This window comes from Amycolatopsis sp. (assembly GCF_025464955.1).
GTDB lineage: Bacteria > Actinomycetota > Actinomycetes > Mycobacteriales > Pseudonocardiaceae > Amycolatopsis.
Genome location: NZ_JAODNM010000126.1, coordinates 66,952 through 84,659, shown reverse-complemented (window position 1 = coordinate 84,659; position 17,708 = coordinate 66,952). Strand labels below are relative to the sequence as shown.

At 67.0% G+C, this 17,708-nt stretch carries 19 protein-coding genes; 11 read left to right on the top strand and 8 right to left on the bottom strand.

Going from position 1 to position 17,708, the window contains the following annotated elements; translation table 11 throughout:
* Positions 1-225: 225 nt before the first annotated feature.
* Positions 226-504 carry a hypothetical protein gene (locus JWQ81_RS33405; RefSeq protein WP_297547782.1) on the bottom strand — a complete coding sequence of 93 codons (279 nt, stop codon included), beginning with the start codon at positions 502-504 and terminating at the stop codon, positions 226-228.
* 191 nt (positions 505-695) lie between these two features.
* On the bottom strand, positions 696-2,924 hold the full coding sequence (locus JWQ81_RS33400) for an alpha-galactosidase (protein WP_297547781.1): 2,229 nt from the start codon (positions 2,922-2,924) through the stop codon (positions 696-698).
* 329 nt (positions 2,925-3,253) lie between these two features.
* Between JWQ81_RS33400 and JWQ81_RS33395 the strand changes: the two genes are divergently transcribed.
* The 5 genes from JWQ81_RS33395 to JWQ81_RS33375 all read left to right on the top strand — a co-directional run bounded on the left by JWQ81_RS33395 (position 3,254) and on the right by JWQ81_RS33375 (position 5,958).
* Positions 3,254-3,427: a CopG family transcriptional regulator gene (locus JWQ81_RS33395; protein ID WP_297547780.1), complete on the top strand. Its 174-nt coding sequence runs from the start codon at positions 3,254-3,256 to the stop codon at positions 3,425-3,427.
* 1 nt (position 3,428) lies between these two features.
* Positions 3,429-3,773, top strand: coding sequence for a VOC family protein (locus JWQ81_RS33390; RefSeq protein WP_297547779.1), 345 nt, complete (start codon positions 3,429-3,431; stop codon positions 3,771-3,773).
* Between the two features lie 16 nt (positions 3,774-3,789).
* The gene (locus JWQ81_RS33385; protein ID WP_297547778.1) at positions 3,790-4,647 is read left to right on the top strand and encodes a class I SAM-dependent methyltransferase; all 858 of its coding nucleotides are present in this window, start codon (positions 3,790-3,792) and stop codon (positions 4,645-4,647) included.
* Between the two features lie 95 nt (positions 4,648-4,742).
* Positions 4,743-5,279 carry a helix-turn-helix transcriptional regulator gene (locus tag JWQ81_RS33380; protein ID WP_297547777.1) on the top strand — a complete coding sequence of 179 codons (537 nt, stop codon included), beginning with the start codon at positions 4,743-4,745 and terminating at the stop codon, positions 5,277-5,279.
* The gene (locus JWQ81_RS33375) at positions 5,272-5,958 is read left to right on the top strand and encodes a VC0807 family protein (protein WP_297547776.1); all 687 of its coding nucleotides are present in this window, start codon (positions 5,272-5,274) and stop codon (positions 5,956-5,958) included. The genes JWQ81_RS33380 and JWQ81_RS33375 overlap by 8 nt, the downstream gene beginning before the upstream one ends.
* Here JWQ81_RS33375 and JWQ81_RS33370 read toward each other — a convergent pair whose 3' ends face one another.
* The gene (locus JWQ81_RS33370; RefSeq protein ID WP_297547775.1) at positions 5,959-6,141 is read right to left on the bottom strand and encodes a hypothetical protein; all 183 of its coding nucleotides are present in this window, start codon (positions 6,139-6,141) and stop codon (positions 5,959-5,961) included.
* 193 nt (positions 6,142-6,334) lie between these two features.
* Here JWQ81_RS33370 and JWQ81_RS33365 point away from each other — a divergent pair, with 193 nt between their 5' ends.
* Positions 6,335-7,267, top strand: a complete 933-nt coding sequence (locus JWQ81_RS33365; RefSeq protein WP_297547774.1) for a DMT family transporter — start codon at positions 6,335-6,337, stop codon at positions 7,265-7,267.
* Here the strand turns inward: JWQ81_RS33365 and JWQ81_RS33360 are convergent.
* On the bottom strand, positions 7,255-7,713 hold the full coding sequence (locus JWQ81_RS33360) for a helix-turn-helix domain-containing protein (RefSeq protein WP_297547773.1): 459 nt from the start codon (positions 7,711-7,713) through the stop codon (positions 7,255-7,257). The genes JWQ81_RS33365 and JWQ81_RS33360 overlap by 13 nt on opposite strands.
* Before the next feature lie 100 nt (positions 7,714-7,813).
* Here JWQ81_RS33360 and JWQ81_RS33355 point away from each other — a divergent pair, with 100 nt between their 5' ends.
* Positions 7,814-8,506 carry an SDR family oxidoreductase gene (locus JWQ81_RS33355; protein ID WP_297547772.1) on the top strand — a complete coding sequence of 231 codons (693 nt, stop codon included), beginning with the start codon at positions 7,814-7,816 and terminating at the stop codon, positions 8,504-8,506.
* A 33-nt stretch (positions 8,507-8,539) separates the two neighbouring features.
* Here the strand turns inward: JWQ81_RS33355 and JWQ81_RS33350 are convergent, their stop codons facing one another.
* Genes JWQ81_RS33350 through mgtA form a run of 3 tightly spaced genes read right to left on the bottom strand, consistent with a single transcriptional unit; the run spans position 8,540 to position 14,305 of the window.
* Entirely contained in the window at positions 8,540-9,826 is a 1,287-nt protein-coding gene (locus JWQ81_RS33350) for a nitrate/sulfonate/bicarbonate ABC transporter ATP-binding protein (protein ID WP_297547771.1), read from the bottom strand.
* A 38-nt stretch (positions 9,827-9,864) separates the two neighbouring features.
* On the bottom strand, positions 9,865-11,601 hold the full coding sequence (locus JWQ81_RS33345) for an ABC transporter permease subunit (protein WP_297547770.1): 1,737 nt from the start codon (positions 11,599-11,601) through the stop codon (positions 9,865-9,867).
* Positions 11,602-11,641: 40 nt separating this feature from the next.
* The gene (mgtA, locus tag JWQ81_RS33340; RefSeq protein ID WP_297547769.1) at positions 11,642-14,305 is read right to left on the bottom strand and encodes a magnesium-translocating P-type ATPase; all 2,664 of its coding nucleotides are present in this window, start codon (positions 14,303-14,305) and stop codon (positions 11,642-11,644) included.
* A 302-nt stretch (positions 14,306-14,607) separates the two neighbouring features.
* On the opposite strand from mgtA, the gene JWQ81_RS33335 reads away from it, so the two are divergent.
* On the top strand, positions 14,608-14,964 hold the full coding sequence (locus JWQ81_RS33335) for a metalloregulator ArsR/SmtB family transcription factor (protein WP_297547768.1): 357 nt from the start codon (positions 14,608-14,610) through the stop codon (positions 14,962-14,964).
* 19 nt (positions 14,965-14,983) lie between these two features.
* On the opposite strand, the gene JWQ81_RS33330 is transcribed toward JWQ81_RS33335, so the two are convergent.
* Positions 14,984-15,433 (bottom strand): MarR family transcriptional regulator, encoded by a 450-nt coding sequence (locus JWQ81_RS33330; RefSeq protein ID WP_297547767.1) that lies wholly within the window; start codon positions 15,431-15,433, stop codon positions 14,984-14,986.
* Between the two features lie 448 nt (positions 15,434-15,881).
* Between JWQ81_RS33330 and JWQ81_RS33325 the strand changes: the two genes are divergently transcribed.
* The 3 genes from JWQ81_RS33325 to JWQ81_RS33315 all read left to right on the top strand — a co-directional run bounded on the left by JWQ81_RS33325 (position 15,882) and on the right by JWQ81_RS33315 (position 17,694).
* Positions 15,882-16,517, top strand: a complete 636-nt coding sequence (locus tag JWQ81_RS33325; RefSeq protein ID WP_297547766.1) for a DUF4232 domain-containing protein — start codon at positions 15,882-15,884, stop codon at positions 16,515-16,517.
* Between the two features lie 81 nt (positions 16,518-16,598).
* Positions 16,599-17,222 (top strand): hypothetical protein, encoded by a 624-nt coding sequence (locus JWQ81_RS33320; protein ID WP_297547765.1) that lies wholly within the window; start codon positions 16,599-16,601, stop codon positions 17,220-17,222.
* Between the two features lies 1 nt (position 17,223).
* Complete coding sequence (locus JWQ81_RS33315) at positions 17,224-17,694, top strand: hypothetical protein (RefSeq protein ID WP_297547764.1); 471 nt, start codon at positions 17,224-17,226, stop codon at positions 17,692-17,694.
* Positions 17,695-17,708: the final 14 nt, after the last annotated feature.

Below are 17,708 nucleotides of genomic sequence, written 5' to 3'. Positions count from 1 at the left end.
GGCCGTCATGTCGCCGGTCGTCGCGTTCCCGCCGCACAGCACCAGACCTAGACTCGCTTGGTATCCGACTCGGTCGAGCACCCGCCTGGCGGCGGGCAGGTGGCAGCCGCCAGGCGGGTTCGGCCCACACCTTCGCGTAGTCGGCTAGGTCGAGCGTGCCCTGGACGGCTTCCGCGTCGGACACCACGAGCACTTCGGTGACTAGCGTGGATACGTGGTCGTAGGTCAGCTGTGAAACGCTGGGGCACTGAGCGTGGAAACGATCGACGTCAGCTCGACCGGCACCGGGCCACCGGCCGACAGCGCTTCGGGCATAGCCTGTGCGCCTTCGGTTTCCACGCCCCACACGCGCACGTCCGCCGCCGGGAGCGCAGCGCCGCGGCGACGCCGGAGATCAGACCGAGCCGTGAACGACGAGCCGCGCTGCAGCAGTTCCAGCTTGGCGGTCACGGGCACGCCGAGGAGCTCGGACAGTCCCGGGCTCGGCACCGTCGGCGTCCGCACGACGTGACCGGCGATCCGGTCCGCGGGTCTTCGATCCCGGAAACATCGATCGCTGGACTCATTTCCTTCCCAGTCTCCCAGCCGATCCTGTGACGGTTCCGCTGCGGCACGCTGACGTGATCACCGCCCCCCGACACAGCGACTCGCCGCCGAGTTGCGAGCGTGCAAGTCGGCGGCGAGTTGCTGACGGGTCAGGCGGTGGGGGTGAGGATCCAGCGCTGGTTGTCGCCGTTGTTCGCCGGCCATTGGATGATCGCGGCGCCGTTGGCCAGAGAGTTGTTGGTCTCGTCGACTACTTGACCGTCGTACTGGCTCTTCAGCTGGATCTGGTTGGGTCCCGCGTCGACGAGTTGCCAGCGGGAGTTCGCCCCGCCGTCATCGGAGAACTGGATCAGCTGGGTCCCGTTGGTCGTAGTCGGGCCGGGGATGTTCAGCAGCTTGCCGCTGTTGACGTTGGTCACGGTGTCGTAGCCATTGCCGGCCGACCGCACGTGCCACTGCTGGTCGGTGCGGCCGTTGTCCTGCCACTGCACGATTTTCGCGCCGTTGGCCGTCGAGTCGTTGTCGACGTCCAGGCGCCCTCCGCTACTGGCGTTGACCAGGCGGTAGGTCGTGTTCGGGTCGGGGTCGGGCACGAGCCGCCATTGCTGGCTCGTCGCGCTCCCTGCCGAGGACTGGACCACGGGTGCGCCGTCGGCGGTGGACGCGCCGGCGACGTCGGCGTTCTGCCCGTCCGAGCGAGCGGCGAAGGTGTACGCGCCGGAGCCGGCCGTGTTCACCCGCCACTGCGCGTCCGCGCGGCTGTTGTCGGCGGACTGGACCAGTTGCGTGCCGGACGTTGTGGTCGCGCCGGGGACGTCGAGCACCTTCCCGCTGCCGACGTTGACGATCTTGTAATACCCATCGCCGGTCGACGTCAATTGCCAGCGCTGGCTCGCCGACGTACCGGCCGAGGACTGTGCGATCCCGGCGCCGTCCGCCGTCGAGCCGCCGGTCACGTCGAGATACTTGCCCGTGGCCGAGTTGACGATCGCGTAGTGCAGCCCTGTGTAGTGGGAACCGGCAGCCGGGGTGACCCGCAGCAGGCGCGACGCGTGCGGCGCCAGCGTCGCCGAGAAGCTGTTCGGGAACGAGCCGAGGTCGGTGTGGCTCCACAGGTCGCGCGCGGTCGCCGTGCCGCCGAAACCGACGTCCACCCAGTTCGCCTTGACCGTCGACGCGCTGTTCGACAGGTTGAACAGCGCCACGGTGTAGCTGCCGTCGCCGTTGGGCGTGGCCCATACCTGCTGCTGGGTGGTCCGGTCCACCGGACGCGCCGCGTGTCCGCGCTGGTCGGTGGCGATGACCTCGTCGTTCGTCAGCAGCCCGACGTCATAGGCGTCGAGATGGGTCAGGTCGCTGCCGAGCACCAACGGTGCGGCAGACGCCGCCCACAGCGTCATCTGCGTCTGGCGTTCGTCCTGGGTCAGCCCGTCGTTGCTGCCGTTCCCGAGTTCGACCGAGTCCAGGTCGTTCCAACCGCCCGCACCCGCATACTTGGCCCACGCCGGTGCGTCGGTGAAGCGCGCGGCGATGTTGTTCCAGTTCGTAAGGGGAAACGACGTCGACGAGCAGTAGCACTCGATGTCGCCGTCGACGCGCCAGCCGTTCGAGTATTGCCGCCAGAGGGCGCCGTTGGCGAGGTCGAGCGAGTTCGACAGCTCGAAGTGGATCGTCCGGCCAGTCTGCCGCAGGGCTTGCGACCAGTGCTGCACGTCGCCGATGTCGCCGTCCCCGACGCCGTCGAGCTTGATGTAGTCGACGCCCCAACTCGCGAGCTGGTTGGCCCACGAGTTGAGGAAAGCCTGTGCGGCAGCGGGGTTTTTGGTGTAGTCGATGAAGTACATCGCGCCGTTGCCGAAGTTGTAGTTCGCCTCGTAGCCGGTGGTGCTGGACACGATGTCGCGCGCGTGGAAGGCGGTGCCCTCGATCGGCGTGTTCTGTTGGTAGGCCGCCACGGAGATGCCCGGCGTCAGGTACATGCCGAACTTCTCGCCCTGGCCGTGCACATAGTCGCCGACCGCGCTCATCCCGTGGGGGAACTTCGAGGTGTCGATGACCCAACGTCCGTAGGCGTCGACGGTGGTGGCCGGGTTGAGGTAGAAGAAGTCGTCGATATTGAGATAGCCGTAGCCGTGGGCGACCAGCCCGCTGTCGTGCATAGCCTTCGCCTGAGCCTCGATGGTGGCTTCGGTCGGGCCTTTACGGACGAAGCTCCAACTGCTCCAGCCCATCTGCGGAGCGAGGGCCGCGCCGTTGTCGGCGGCCCGTGCCGGCGTCGCTGTCGGCATGGTCACCACCAGCGCGGCCGCGGCCACCAGCGCCGCCAGCGCGGCGATGAGACGTCGTGGATTCGAGGACTGTGCGGCGATGCCGTTCACGTGCCACCAACTTCGTCGGGGTGGGGGACGCTTCATGTAACACGCTGGTCAGCGCCGGTTCAACAGTGGTCCAGTCCAATCGGGGATTCTGTCCGCTTTCCTGTCCGTTCCTGTCCGTTCCCGTTCGGCAGGTGAAGCCGACCTTGCCGAACTGGGTGCCGGTCAGCAGTCGCTCGATGCCGGAGACTCCTCGCTCCAGCGGCCGCGCTGAGTCGATCGCCGGTCGCCGCGCACAACCTCGCGAGCCGGTCGAGCTCGGCGGGGCGACCGTCGCTCGGTGATCGTCGAAGTGGTTGCAGTCTAGCTTGCTAGCATGCTATTTTCAGGTTATGGGCGACGAGGACGTCAAGCAGTTCAACGTGTACTTGCCGGTGGGGCTGATCAGACAGGTCAAGCATCACGCCGTCGAGTCGGAGATGTCGCTCTCCGCATTGGTCGCCGAAGCGCTGCGCGCCTACCTCGACGACATCCACCGGCAACGGCAGTCCGAAAAGGAGACCTGACATGGCAACCGAAGGCATCGAGGCGGTTTTCCTGGGAACCCACAACTGGGGCAAGTCGGCCAAGTTCTTCCTGGCTCTGGGCTACAAGCTCGAGTTCGAGACCGACCACAACTCCGGGCGGCTCAGCAACGGTGACAGTCCACCGCTCTTCATCGCCGAGATTCCCGAAAACGAGGAACCTCAGGCGCGGCTCGTGCTGAAGGTGCCCGACGCGGACGCGTTCAGTGCCGATCCGATCGTCGAGGTCGTCACGCCGTTCGAGGAAACGCACTACGGGACCAGGGAAATGACTGTTCGCGACCCCGACGGGCGCATCTGGAACCTCCAGGCCCCGCTCAAGAACTGAACAGGAGCCGACTGTCATGGACGAAAACGGAGCCGCCGAGCCCGACAGCACGGCTGTGCGAACTGCTTTGTGGCGGGCCATGCACGTCCAGGTCGATCCGCCGCCGCACGTACTCGACGACGAGATCGGGCTGCGCCTGGTGGCCCCGGATGACGGCTGGCGCAGCCGTCCGGACATGGACCAGCAAGGCACGAGGCTGTTCCGTGCATCCATGGTGGCGCGGGCTCGCGTCATCGAAGACCTGGTTGTCGAGGAGGCCTCCGGTGGCGTCGGCCAGTACGTCATCCTCGGCGCCGGTCTGGACACCTTTGCCCAGCGCAGGCCGGAAATCGCGGCCGGCCTGCGGGTGTTCGAGGTCGACCAGCCTGGTCCTCAGGCCTGGAAGCGTGAGCGGCTGATCGAACTCGGCCTCGGCATCCCGGAGTGGCTGCGGCTCGTACCGGTCGACTTCGAGACCGATGGGTCCTGGTGGAAACGGCTGGTGAGCGCGGGTTTCGATGCGGGACGCCCGGCGGTCGTGGCTTCCGCGGGCGTCAGCATGTACCTGACCAGGGACGCGATCATGGAAACGTTGCGCCAGATCATGGCACTCGCCCCGGGTTCGACGCTGGCCATGACGTTCATCCTGCCGCCGGAACTCGTCGACCCGGAGCTGCGCCCCGCCATGGAGGGCGCGGCGCGAGGTGCGCAAGCGTCCGGGACGCCGTTCCTCAGCTACTTCACCCCGGACCAGATGGTGGACCTGGCCAGGGAGACAGGTTTTCGAGACATCCGGCACGTGTCGGCGGCCGATCTCGCCGAGCGCTACTTCGCGGACCGGACCGACGGCCTTCGTCCGGCCAGCGGGGAGGAGCTACTGGTCGCGACAGTTTAAAGGACCGGAGCCGTCGGTTGCATAGTACGTAACGTGCTAGTACGGTACGTACTATGACACTTCGAGGGCACCTTTCCCCTGTCTCGATCGCAGTGTTGGCGCTGCTGGCCGAGGAACCGATGCACGCCTATCGGATGCAGCAATTGATCAAGGAACGCGGCGTGGACATGGTGGTCAACGTGCGCAACCGGTCGGGACTCCATTCGGCGCTCGAGCGGCTGGTCCGGGACGGGCTGATCCAGGTCCTCGCCGTCGAGCGCGACACGCGCCACCCCGAGAGAACGGTCTACGAGCTGGCTGAGCAAGGCCGCGACGCGTTGCTGGCCGGCTTGCGAGACAGCGTCGCGAATGCGGCTCCGGAGTTTCCACTGTTCCCTGCGGTCGTGTCGTTCCTGCATCTGCTCGACTCGCAGGAGGTGCGACTGCAGTTGGACAAACGGGCCGAGGGGCTGCGCCAACGGCTCGCCGCGGCGCGTGCGGTGATCACCGCCTCGGAGGAGTACGGGGTTCCCCGGCTGCACCTCCTCGAGCATGAGTACATCCAGGCGGTCACCGCGGCGGAACTGGACTGGGTGCGCGGGGTATCGGAAGACATCGTCGCCGGAACCCTCACTTGGAAGGCCCATGTCTGACCAGAAACGGCCGCAGGCCGGTGGTTTGCTGCCGGCTCTGCTGGAGGTCGCACTTTCCTTGGGGCTCTACTACCTCTTGCGCGCCTTCGGGGTCGGGGTCTTCTGGGCGCTCCTCGCGCCGGGGCTCGCCGTCGGCATCATCACCGTGGTGGTGACCGTCCGCCGCGCGCGGGTGGACATGATCGGGCTGCTGGTGCTCTGCGAACTCGCCGTGACGATCGTCCTTACGCTGACGACGCAGAATGCTCGCATCGCGGCTCTTCGTGAACCGGCGTATTTCCTCATCGCCGGTGTGTTTTGCCTGAGTACCCTGTTCTCTCGGATGCCGCTCACCCATGCGAGCACGTCCTCGATGGCCGGCTTCGGAGATCCGACACGCGAAAAGGCGTTCGAGCTCGCGTGGCGGAACGACCCCAGGTATCGCCTGTGGCAGCGGCTGCTGACGGCTTCGCTCGGGCTGATCATGGTGGTCGGCGCCATCGTCAGGTGGTGGTTCCTCGTCTCCGTCACGGATGCCGAGATCCCCCACGCCATCGACGTCTCCAACATCATCAGTTTTGTGACGATCGCGGCGATAGTCGTCGTGAGCGCTGTGCTCATCCAGCCGCCCCGGCGGATCGTGCTACGACTGGTCGAGAGTTTGCAGACGGAGTCCGACAACGCGAGTCTCGGGTGCTGATCAGTCTTCGACGAGCCGCCGGTATTGCTTGACGAGCGATGTGCCTGCCACACACGCGCCGATGAGGGTGCAGGCGAGTGCGACGAACAGTTCGAGCCGTACATGCGCGTGCGTGTGGGGTGACATGAACATCGGCAAGCGGAACGCCCAGTAGGTGAGTACGAGGCCCAACGGGACCATCAAGCGCGCCACGATCAAGGCAACCGGGGGTACGGGCTGCGATCTTTGGCCCACTCGCTCGACGTGTGTCATGGTGTCCTCTCTCGGAACTGCTCCTTTCAGGTCGCGTGGATCACCCTCGGCGTTACCGTCACCAGTTCGCCGAAAAGGCGAGGGCCCTGTCCGAAACTCGCTGGCATCTCGTCCCGTCGGCGGATTGACTGTCCTTGTGCAGAGCGGAAAACCCCGGTTCGACGTCGTTGTGCAGTTCGGCCTGCTGGCACTGGCGTGGGGGGCGAGCTTCCTGTTCATCAAGATCGGGCTCGAAGGGCTCTCGCCGGCGCAGGTGGTGTGGTCTCGGCTGGTGTTCGGGGCGTTGACGCTGGGGCTGATCATGGTGCTGACACGTCGGCCGGTGCCCCGGGATCCGGTGCTGTGGGGGCACTGCGCGGTGGTCGCACTGATGCTGTGCGTGGTCCCGTTCCTGCTGTTCTCCTGGGCCGAGCAACACATCTCGTCCGGGCTGGCGAGCATCTACAACGGCACCACGCCGCTGACGACGATGGTGTTCGCGGCAGCGGCGCTCCACGCCGAGCGGATCACCCGCGACCGGGGGATCGGGCTGGGCCTGGGTTTTGCCGGGGTGTTGCTGATCATCGGCCCGTGGTCGATCGACCCGGGCAGCGGCCTGGCCCCGCAGTTGGCCTGCCTCGGGGCGACGACCTGCTACGGCGTGGCGTTCGCGTACCTGCGCAAGTTCGTTTCCCCCCGTGAGGTGCCGGCGTTGACGGTCGCGTTCGTTCAGGTCACCAGTGGCGCCGTCGTGATGGTGGTGGCCACTCCGTGGATCGCGGGTAGCGCGCTGCGGCTGACGCCGTCGGTCGTGGTGAGCATGATCGTGCTCGGCGCTGTCTGTACGGGGTTGGCCTACATCTGGAACACCAACGTCGTGGGCGCCTGGGGCGCGGCCAACGGCGCCGCGGTGACCTACGTGACGCCGATCGTCGGTGTGGTGCTGGGCATCCTGGTGCTCGAAGAGCCACTGAGCTGGAACCAACCGGTCGGGGCGGTACTGGTGATCACGGGCATCCTGGCCGCGCACGGCAGACTCACCCCGAACAGCCGGACCCCGAGCGGTCAGACCGGGTAGGACGCCGTCCGGAGCGCCTCGACGTCGTCGGGGGAGACCTCGCGGCCGTCTTCGTCGATGAAGCCGACGTGGACCGGGCGGTCGGTGTCGCGGACACGCCGTTCGATGGTGGGCCCGGCCGGCCACGGCAGGTACTTGTCGCCCCACTGCTGCAGTGAGCCGAGCGCGACGTGCAGTTCGCGGCCCGCTTCGGTCAGGTGGTAAGCGTCACGCGGCCGGCTGCCGGGTTCCTGGTAGGGCTCGCGCGTCATGACGCCGTACTCGACGAGCGTGGTCAACCGCGCGGCGAGCACGTCGGGGGCGACCCCCAGCGACTTCTGGAACTGCGCGAACCTGGTCGTTCCGGCCAGCGCGTCACGCAGGATGAGGAACGTCCAGCGCTCACCGAGCACGCCCAGGCTGCGTGCCACCGAGCAACTGGAATCGGTCAGTTTCGGAGTCGCCATAGCGTCCATCATACTCTGACTTGTGGTTTCCAACTTAGAATGCTAGCTTCAGCCGTAGTTGAGTTGGAAACTCCAAGTCAGACCTGCCGAGGAGAACGCCATGAAACTGGCCGGAGCCACCGCTCTCGTCACGGGAGCCAACCGCGGCCTGGGGCGACACTTCGCCCAGCAGCTGCTCGAACGCGGTGTCACCGTGTACGCCGGTGCCCGCAACCCTGATTCGGTCGACCTCCCCGGTGCAATCCCGATCGCTCTCGACGTCACCGATCCCGACTCCGTCGCCGCTGCGGCGAAGGCCACTTCAGGGGTCTCGCTGGTGATCAACAACGCGGGTTCGTACACCGGCGCGTCGGTGACGAAGGGTTCGATGGACGACATCCGCCTCGAGATGGAGACCCACTACTTCGGGACCCTGGCTGTGAGCAGGGCGTTCACGCCGCAACTGGCCGAGCACGACAGCAGCGCGATCCTGAACGTCCTGTCCGTGCTGTCGTGGGTCACCTACCCGGACTACAGCGCGTACTCAGCGGCGAAGTCGGCCGCCTGGTCGCTCACCAACGCGCTGCGCACCGAACTGGCCGGCCAGGGCACTCAGGTCAGCGCCCTGCACGTCGGCTTCATGGACACCGACATGATCAGCCACGTCGACGCCCCGAAGAACGACCCGGCGACCATCGCGAAGCTCGCGCTCGACGCCGTCGAGGACGGAGAGGTCGAGATTGTCGCCGACGAGCAGAGCCGCAAAGTCCAAGCGGGCCTGGCCGGCGGCGTTGCCGCCCTGTACCCGGCATGACGTCGTTTCCCGCAGATCCCGTCTACCTCGGACTCAGGACGCGTCGGTGGTGATCTGGTCGCTGTCGGTGTCGTAGTCGAACAGTTCGGCGTAACGGCCCCAGTCGATCGCGGTGTCGAGTTGCTGCTGGGCGTCGGAGGTGGAGAAACCTCGGCGGAGCGGATCGAGGAAGAACCCCGCGCGCAGGTTCCCGTCGGCGCTCGCGGCCAGTGCGCTGCAGATGGTGCGCACGAGCGGTGCCCGGTGCCTGACCTGCTCGGCGAAGAGCCGTTTGCTGTGCTGGATGTCCGCGGTGGTGAAGTCCTTCCCGACAGCGGTCAGGGTGAGGTCGCCACCGGCGACCTCGACGAAACCGAGCATGGTCGCGGCGTCGACGAGCGGGAGCAGATCGTCGATGTCGAAGGTCAGTTCCGCGGCGAGACCGGGTAGGTCGACGCGGCCGCCTTGGGCGTAGACGATTTCGACGAGTCCGGCGAGCCCGCCCACCGAGGCGATGGGCAGCGGCTGGGCGGTAGGCGTCGCGGTAGCGGGCTCGGCCAGGTGGGCGTCCGGTTCGCGGCCCGTGAGCAGGTCGTAGAGCCGGTCGACCAGCGCCGCGAAGGCGGCGGAGCGGCGGTCGCGGGGGCGTTCGAGGTCGACCGGGACTTCGGCACGGATGCGACCGGGATTGGCGCCCAGTACGACAACGCGGTCCGCGAGCAGGACGGCTTCTTCGATGTTGTGCGTGACTATGCAGATGCCCTTGGTGGGGAACTGCCGCCCGGTCCATAAGGACGTCAGCTCGGTGCGCAGGTTCTCGGCGGTGAGGACGTCCAGCGCGGAGAACGGTTCGTCCATCAGCAGCAGGTCGGGTTCGAGCACGAGTGCGCGCGCGAACCCGACTCGCTGGCGCATGCCGCCGGAGAGTTCCTTGGGGTAGGCGGATTCGAAGCCGTCCAGCCCGATCAGGTCGATCGCTTCCAACGCGCGTTCGCGGCGCGTCACGGGGGCGACCCCCCGGGCGGCCAGGCCGAGCTCGACGTTGTCCTGCACGGTGAGCCACGGCATCAGCGCGAAGGACTGGAACACCATCGCGACCCCCGGGTTGGCGCCGTTGAGCTCCTGGCCGCGGTAGCGGACGCTCCCGGACGTGGGCGCGATGAGCCCGGCGATGGTGCGCAGCAGGGTGGACTTGCCCGACCCGGACCTGCCGAGCAGCGCGACGATCTCGCCCACGCGCAGGTCGAGGCTGATGTCGTCCAGGACGCGCAGCTCGTCGCCCGCGGCCCCGGTGAAGCTCTTGCTGACGGCGTCGACGCTGACGAGTATCTCGTCGGACATGGGAACCTCCGGAAAGTGGTGGTGTCATGGTGTTGGTGTCACAGTGAAAAGCGGCGTTCGGCAAGCGCGTAGAGCCGTCGCCAGAACAGCCGGTTGAGCCCGACGACGTAGAGGCTCATCACGGCGACGCCGATGAGGATGCGGGGTGCGTCGCCGGCGCCGGTGGCCTGCGCGATGTAGGCGCCGAGGCCGGTGGCGGTGAGTGTCGTCGAGCCGTAGGTGACGATCTCGGCGACGATGGAGGCGTTCCACGCGCCGCCCGCCGCGGTGATGCCGCCGGTGATGTAGCTCGGGAAGATCGCCGGGAGGATGAGCTTCCGCCACCACAGCACCCGCGGCAGCCGCAGGTTGGCGGCGGCTTCGCGCAGGTCGTTGGGGATCGCACTGGCCCCGGCGATGACGTTGAACAGGATGTACCACTGCGCGCCCAGGCTCATCAGGATGATCCCGCCCCAGTTCAGGCTGATTCCGGTGGCCACGAGCACGCCGGTCAGCAGCGGGAACAGGAAGTTCGCGGGGAAGCTGGCGAGCACCTGAACCACCGGCTGCGCGAGCCGCGACACCTTGGGGCTCAACCCGATCCACACACCGACCGGCACCCAGATGACGGTGGCGACGGCGACCAGCACGAGCACCCGGCCGAACGTGATCAACCCGAGCAACAGCGCGTGCCCGACTTCGCCGAACCCGGCCGTGCCATGGATGAACGTGACCATCCGGACGAGTCCGTAGGCGATCGCGCCGAGAACCACCACGGCGAAGACCACGTCTCCGGTACGGCGTCGTGCTGGAGACGTCCGCAGCGGATGTTCGGCGAGCCCGAACGCGCTCATGACCCGGTCGAGCGGCGCGACCAGCCTGCCGAACGCCCGCCCCAGCAGGGCTGGGACACGGGAACGGCGCAGCAGGTCCAGAACGATGCTGCGCGGCGCTTCGGCAGCTTCGGAATCCTCCACTCGGAACCGCTCGGCCCACGCCGTGAGCGGGCGCCAGAACCCGACGTTGACGCCGACCACCATGACGATCATGACCACGATCGCGAGCAGCACCTTGCCCAGTTGCCCGTCACCGGTGGCCGTGGCGACATACGCGCCGATACCGGGCAGCGCGTAGTGGTGGTTGTTGACGGTCAAGGCTTCCGAAGCGACCAGGAAGAACCAGCCGCCGCCGAAGCTCATCATGCCGTTCCAGACCAGCGGGATCATCCCGCCGGGCAGATCGAGCCGCCAGAACCGCTGCCAGCGCGACAATCGCAGCAACCGCGCGGCCTCGTCCAGCTCGCGCGGTTGCGAGACGAGCGAGTGGTAGAAGGCAAAGGTCATATTCCACGCCTGCGACGTGAAGATCGCGAAGATCGACGCGCATTCCAAACCTAGTTCCGAACCGGGGAACAGGGCGATGAACCCGGTGATCGTCACCGACAGGAAGCCCAGGATCGGCACCGACTGCAGGATGTCCAATACCGGCAGCAATACCTTCTCGGCGCGTCGCAGTCTCGCCGCGGCAGTGGCGTAGACGAACGTGAACAGCAGTGAGAGGGTCAGCGCGACGAACATGCGTAGGAGGGACCGTGCCGCGTAGTAGGGAAGTTCGGCCGGATCAGTGGACACTGTGGACGGTGCCGTCGTCTGGTCGAATGGCGCGGTCAAACCGTGCGACAGGCGAACGATCAGCCACAGCAGCACAGCGCCGCCGACCAGGACGAGGAGGTCGGCACCACGCTGCTTGGGGCGGGAAAGCACGCCTCGGGAGGGAAACGAGCGCAACAAGGACATCGAACGGCACCTTTGTCCGAAGTAGAGGGTCAGCGACCGGTTACAGCCACGAACCGGTTCGGTGGATGTAGCGGGCCTTGACGACCTGTGCGGCCAGGACGTAGACGAGCAGAATCGCGAGCAACCAAGGGAAGTAGCCGAGTGGCAGGGGCGCCAACCGCAATGGCCCCGCCAGCGGTGACAGCGGCAGCGCCAGCCCGGTGAGCACCACCGCGGCGGACGCGGCCAGGACCGGTCGCGACGGCGGGCGCCACCGGAAGCCGGTTTGGCGGCTGCGCAGCACCAGCACGACCAGTATCTGAGAAAGGAGGCCTTCGACGAACCAGCCGGCTTGGAATAGCGCCTGCTGCTGCGGGGTATCGACGTCGAGCGTCCACCACAGCACGGCGAAGGTGGCGACGTCGAACACCGAGCTGAGCGGCCCGAACGTGAGCATGAACCGGGTGAGCCCGGCGGCATCCCACCGACGCGGCTTGCGGAGGTACTCCTCGTCGACCCGGTCCCACGGCAACGCCAGCTGAGCGGAGTCGTAGAGCAGGTTCTGCACCATCAGCTGGATCGGCAGCATCGGCAGGAAGGGCAGGAAGGCGCCCGCCACCAGGACACTGACGACGTTCCCGAGATTCGATGCGGCGGTGATCTTGACGTACTTCATCGAGTTGGCCAGCGTGCGGCGCCCGTCGAGGACGGCTCGGGACAGCACCGTCAGGTCCTTGTCGACCAGCACCAGATCGGCGGCGTCCTTGGCGACGTCGGTGGCAGTGTCCACGCAGATGCCGACGTCGGCCGCGCGCAACGCGGTCGCGTCGTTGACCCCGTCGCCGACGAACCCGACGGTGTGGCCGAGTTCGCGCAGAGCGGCCACGATCCGAGCCTTGTGGTGCGGGTTGACCTTGGCGAAAACGCCTGCGCGCGCGACGAGCGCCCGCAGGTCGGCGTCACCCGCCGCCTCGACGTCGTGTCCGCAGATGATCTCGCCTGCCTCGATGCCGGCCTGCTCGCAAGTCCGCCGCGCGACCCTCGGGGAGTCGCCGGTCAGGACCTTGACGGTGACGCCGTGGTCGGCGAGTTGCCGCACGGCCGCGGCGGCGGTCGGCTTCACCGGGTCGACGAACCCGACAAAACCCACCAGGACCAGGTCGGTTTCATCGTCGGGGCCGTAGTCGTGGAATCGCGGCGGGGTGTGCTTGGCGGCGATGGCGAGGACGCGCATGCCGTGCGCGTGGTAGGCCGCGACGACGTCGTGAGCTTGCCGTCGCAGGGTCGTCGTCAGTTCGACGACGTCACCGGAGCGCCGGGCGTGAGTGCAGTGGGGAAGGACGTCGTCGGGGTCGCCCTTGACGACCAGGAGCGGGTCCTCGCCGTGGCGCCGGACGACGACAGCGGAACGCCGCCGGTCGTGGTCGAACGGGATCTCGTCGACCTTGGTGACCATCGCCTCGATCAGCAGGCGCTCGCCGGAGGCGACCTGGTCGGCGATCGCCTCGTCCAGCCGGTTGTGCGGCACGGCCTGGAAGTGACTGGCCAGGAACGCGTACGTCGTCGGCTCCTCGCCGAGTTCTCCGTCGAGGGTGATGCCGTGGGCGAACACGACCCTGTCCTCGGTGAGTGTGCCGGTCTTGTCGACACACAGCACGTCCATGCCGCCGAGGTCCCCGATCGCGTCGAGGCGCTTCACGATCACCCTGCGGCGTGCCAGGCTCATCGCGCCGCGGGCCAGGGTGGTGGTCACGATCACCGGCAGCATCTCGGGAGTGAGCCCGACCGCGACTGCCACCGCGAACAACCCGGCCTGCGCCCAGTTCCCGGTGACCGTCCCGTTGACCACCAGCACGATCGGGACCATGACGAGCATGAACCGGATCAGCGTCCAGCCGACCGCCCGGACCCCGGAGTCCAGGCTGCTGTCCGGGCGTCGTTTTCCCGCCTCACGGGCCATCGCCCCGAAGTACGTGCCTTGCCCGGTGGTGAGCACGACCGTCGTCGCCGAGCCGCCGACCACGGCGGTCCCGGCGAAACACACCGACGGCAGTTCGACGATTTCGGTGCCCTCATGGGCTCGACGACGGTGTGGGGTCCGCGGCCAAGGCTCGTCGGCGGCCAAGTGTTTGCGGACGGGGAGCGCCTCGCCGGACAGCGCCGACTGATCGATCAGCAAGTCGTGCGCGGTGAGTACGCGCAGGTCGGCGGGAACGACGTCACCGGGCGCCAGGACGACGACGTCACCGGGGACGAGGTCTTCGACCTGGATCTCACGCTCGGCGGCGGCGTGTCGGTCAGTGGCGCGGCGCCGCACGGTCACCGTAGTGGTCACCAGGCTCCGCAGGGCGCGCATCGCTCGGTCCGACCGCACCTGCTGCCACCAGCGCAAACCCACGCTCACCACGATCATGACGCCCACCGTGACCGACCCGCGAAGGTCTCCGACGACTACGAACACGACGCCGAGACCGGTCAGCAGCGCGACGAACGGGCTGCCCAACGTGCCGCGCAGGCGGGCGAGTGGCGTGGTGTGCGGCGTCGCGTCGACGTGGTTGTCGCCCACGGCGTGCAGGCGTCCGGCGGCGTCGGCCTCGGTCAGGCCTTTGGGTGAGCCGTCGAGCGAGCGGAACACGGTGAGCGGCGCGGCCGAGGCCAGTGCGCGCAAAGCCGCTTCACGCGGGTCTTCGGCGGACGGCAGGCGTGAACGGAGCGTGGAAGGCATTCTGGACATCGGAGAGTCCTGGTGTTTCGTGGGTGGATGAGGGCACCAACTCCCACCACGCGGACCGCCGGGTCGACTACCGGCTACCTCCAGGGCAGAGCCGGACGCCCGCGTCCACGTGGCCGCGACTACTTCCTTCGCCGGTCACCCGGCTCACCTCCCTCTACCGTCCGAAAGCACTTTTTGCCCGCACTACAGTGTCGCGGGCCAGTTCAGTAGATCAGCCGCCCACGCGATAGTCAAACACTTGCGCAAGTGTTGGGTGGTAGGTCACGCTGTTCGTCATCGTCGGAAGGAAGTGTGTGGCCGAATCGCCGTCGCAGCTGCCGGGCGAGCCGTTGCCGGACGACCTGCTGCAGGACGCCGCGTCCACGTTCGGCCTGCTAGCGGCCACAGCGCGGCTGCAGATCGTGTGGCTGCTCGCAGCCGGCGAGCGTGATGTGGGCACGTTGGCGGCGGAACTCGGCCAAGCCGTGCCCGCGGTCAGCCACCATCTCGCCAAGCTCAAGCTCGCCGGCCTGGTCCGGGCGCGTCGCGAGGGCCGTCGCCAGGTCTACCTCGTCGACGATCCTCATGTCGTCGAGATCGTGCAGTTGATCGTCGGTCATCACGGCGAACTCCGCGCCGCGCCTACCATCCGGCGTTTCCGCGGCGCTTGAAGCGGTACTGGCTGTGCTCTTAGGCGCCGTTGGCCAGGTTCTCGCGGCAGGTCAACAGGAATTCGCGGAGCCGGGCAGCTTCGACGGTGTCCAGCCCGTGCAGCATTTCCTGTTCGAGGGCGGCGACTTTCCCGCGGTACTTGCGAAGCAGTTGCCGGCCGGAGACGGTGAGGGCGAGCACCAGTCGCCGCCGGTCGACGGGGTCGCGGTGCCGTTCGATCAGCTCCCGGCTCTGCAGCATGGTGACCATGTCGGCCATCGTCTGGTTCGTCACGAATGAATTGCGGGCCAGTTGCGCCGACGTCAGATCCGGGTGCCGCTCGAGGACGGTGAGTGCCGTGTACTGCAGGGCCGTCATCCCTTCGGGCCGGAACATGTCGTCCAGCCGCGACCGCACGGCCAGTTCCAACTGCTTCATGACGTAAAGCAACGTCGGCTCCGCGGCCTGGCGAGTGCTGGTGCGTGTCATAGGCCTCGTTCGTTTCCGCTTGCGGTGTACCGACTGCCGGTGCCGAGCCTAGCCGATGACGAGAAACTACGGAAACCTGCTGAACAGGAACACTGTACGTTTGGTCGCTCCCGGTCGCGGGCGTTCGTGAAGGCTGCTTTGGCATCGTGGAACGCGGTGAAGGTGGCCTTGACGATTTCGGGCGTTCATGGCGTTGGGATTTGTTGGGGTGTAAGGGGTTCCGTACTGCGGTTCTCGGCCATAGTGGACACCTTCATGCCGGTGGACCCCCGGCGGCACGAACACGGCAGTCGCCATAGTCAGCGAGCGGGTTTCCCAGGGATGCGCTGGTAGTCGCATCGCTCGGAAAGGTTGCGCGCCGAATGATCTTTATCGACGCAACTTCGCCCAATCCGGGGCGTCTTGAGGGAGGTAAGCAGTTCTTCCGAACAAGAAGGAGACAGGTTCCATGCGTATTCCCGCGGTCGCCCCCGTTGTTTCGATGCTGGGTTTGCTGGCCGTGCTGACGGCGTGTGGCGGCGGCCCCCAGGCCACTCCCGCGGCGGTGAGCCCGACGCCCACTACGGCTGTCGTTTCGGCTGGTGGCACGACGTCCGCCGGCGCGAGCACCACGCCGTCGGCCAAGCCAAAGAACACGCCGGCCGCCGGCGTAGGCGACACGGCGAAGTCGTTCAAGGCGGAGTTGGACATGCAGCGCCAGGACGTCGCCATGGTCACGCTGACCAACACCAGTGGCCATTCGGTGACCGTGCAGGGGTGGCCCGACCTGACCTTCACCAACGCCCACGGTGACAAGCTTTCCGTGCCCGCGCAAAAGGTCGAGGTGCCGGGGCCTGGGCCGTCGATCACCGTGGTGGCGGGCGGTTCGGTGTTCGCCCCGGTCGAATGGACCGAGGGTGACAAGGCTGACGACTCGACGTTCGTCGCCGACGGCGTCGCGGTCACGCCTCCCGGCGGGAAGAGCCCGGTCGACACGAAGTTCGTCGGTGTCGACGGCACGACGCCCGGCTACTACGAGTTCGACCTCAAGTCGGTCAAGATCGGTACCTTCCAGCCCAGCACGCACAACCTGCTCCAGTTCTGACCTGCGGCCGGGGACCCCTCCCGGTTCGGTGGCCCTACTGTCCGCGGCGAGATGGTCCACTGCTCGCCCCAGGAGGGTGCCGTGCAACCCGGTCAGCGCCGTCGAAGTATTCGTCCTGCTCACATAGCCGTTCTAGCGCCTTGTTTCCTGCTGGTCGCCTGCACGTCGCAGGGCCCCGCGGCCAAGCAGGCGCAGGGGAACAGCGAGAAGCTTCAGTCACAGGTGTACGTCCAGCACAACAACGTCGAGTTCCAGAACTACAACGAGCGGCAGAAGGTCGCCGACGACCCGGCCACGATCCTGTGGTGCACCGCGTATCCGACCAACAGCAACGCGAAACCGCTGACCTTCCCCATCCGGGGGAAGCTGACCTCCAGTGACAAGCGGCCGTACCCCACCACGGTCATGCAGCCCGGGACCAACGATTCCTCCTATTCACCGGAGGTTCCCGGCCCGGACAGCATGTACGGCCCTTCGGCCGAGTACCGGTACGGGTTCACCCCGGCTGGTATCTATGTCGACTTCACCGGGCTGGAAACTGTCTGCACGACCCAGCCGACGGTCTACCAGAAGCAGAAGACCGACATCGTCTTCCAGGCCGACCAGGGTTTGACCGATGCGTCGGCCAAAGCGAAGGCGGCTCTGCAGGCCGGCGATCCGACGAAGGCCACCCAGATCCTGCAGCAAGCGATCGGAGGCCAGTGAGATGCCGGACGACGATTCTGCCACTGCGAGGCCGTACTCACCGGAAAACCGTGCTTACCGCAGCCTTGGCCTGCGCTGGCTGGCCGCCGCGGTCAGCGCTGTTGTCGCCCTCGGTGTGCTGTTCGGGGTCCTCGGGTTGGCGTTCGGCTGGTTCGATGCCGTCACCGACGTCGTCTCGCCTGAAAACGTCAAAATCCAATACCGCGACGCCTATACCGGCTACGAGGCGCTCAAGGCCACCGCGGGCGATATCTGTGCGGCCAAGTCGGCTGTCGCCGCGGAGACCGATCAGGATGCCAAGTCGCAGCGGGTATCCGAGGAATTGGCGTACGAGCAGAACTATCGGCGTATCGCGGCGAGCTTTGACGCGGCCTATGACGATGCTTTCCGCGCGGAGCACGTCGGCCCCGGTGACCTGCCGAACAAGGCGCCGGACCTGGCATCGCAACTGGCCGCGGCGGGTTGCCATTAGTTCACTGTTGGCCC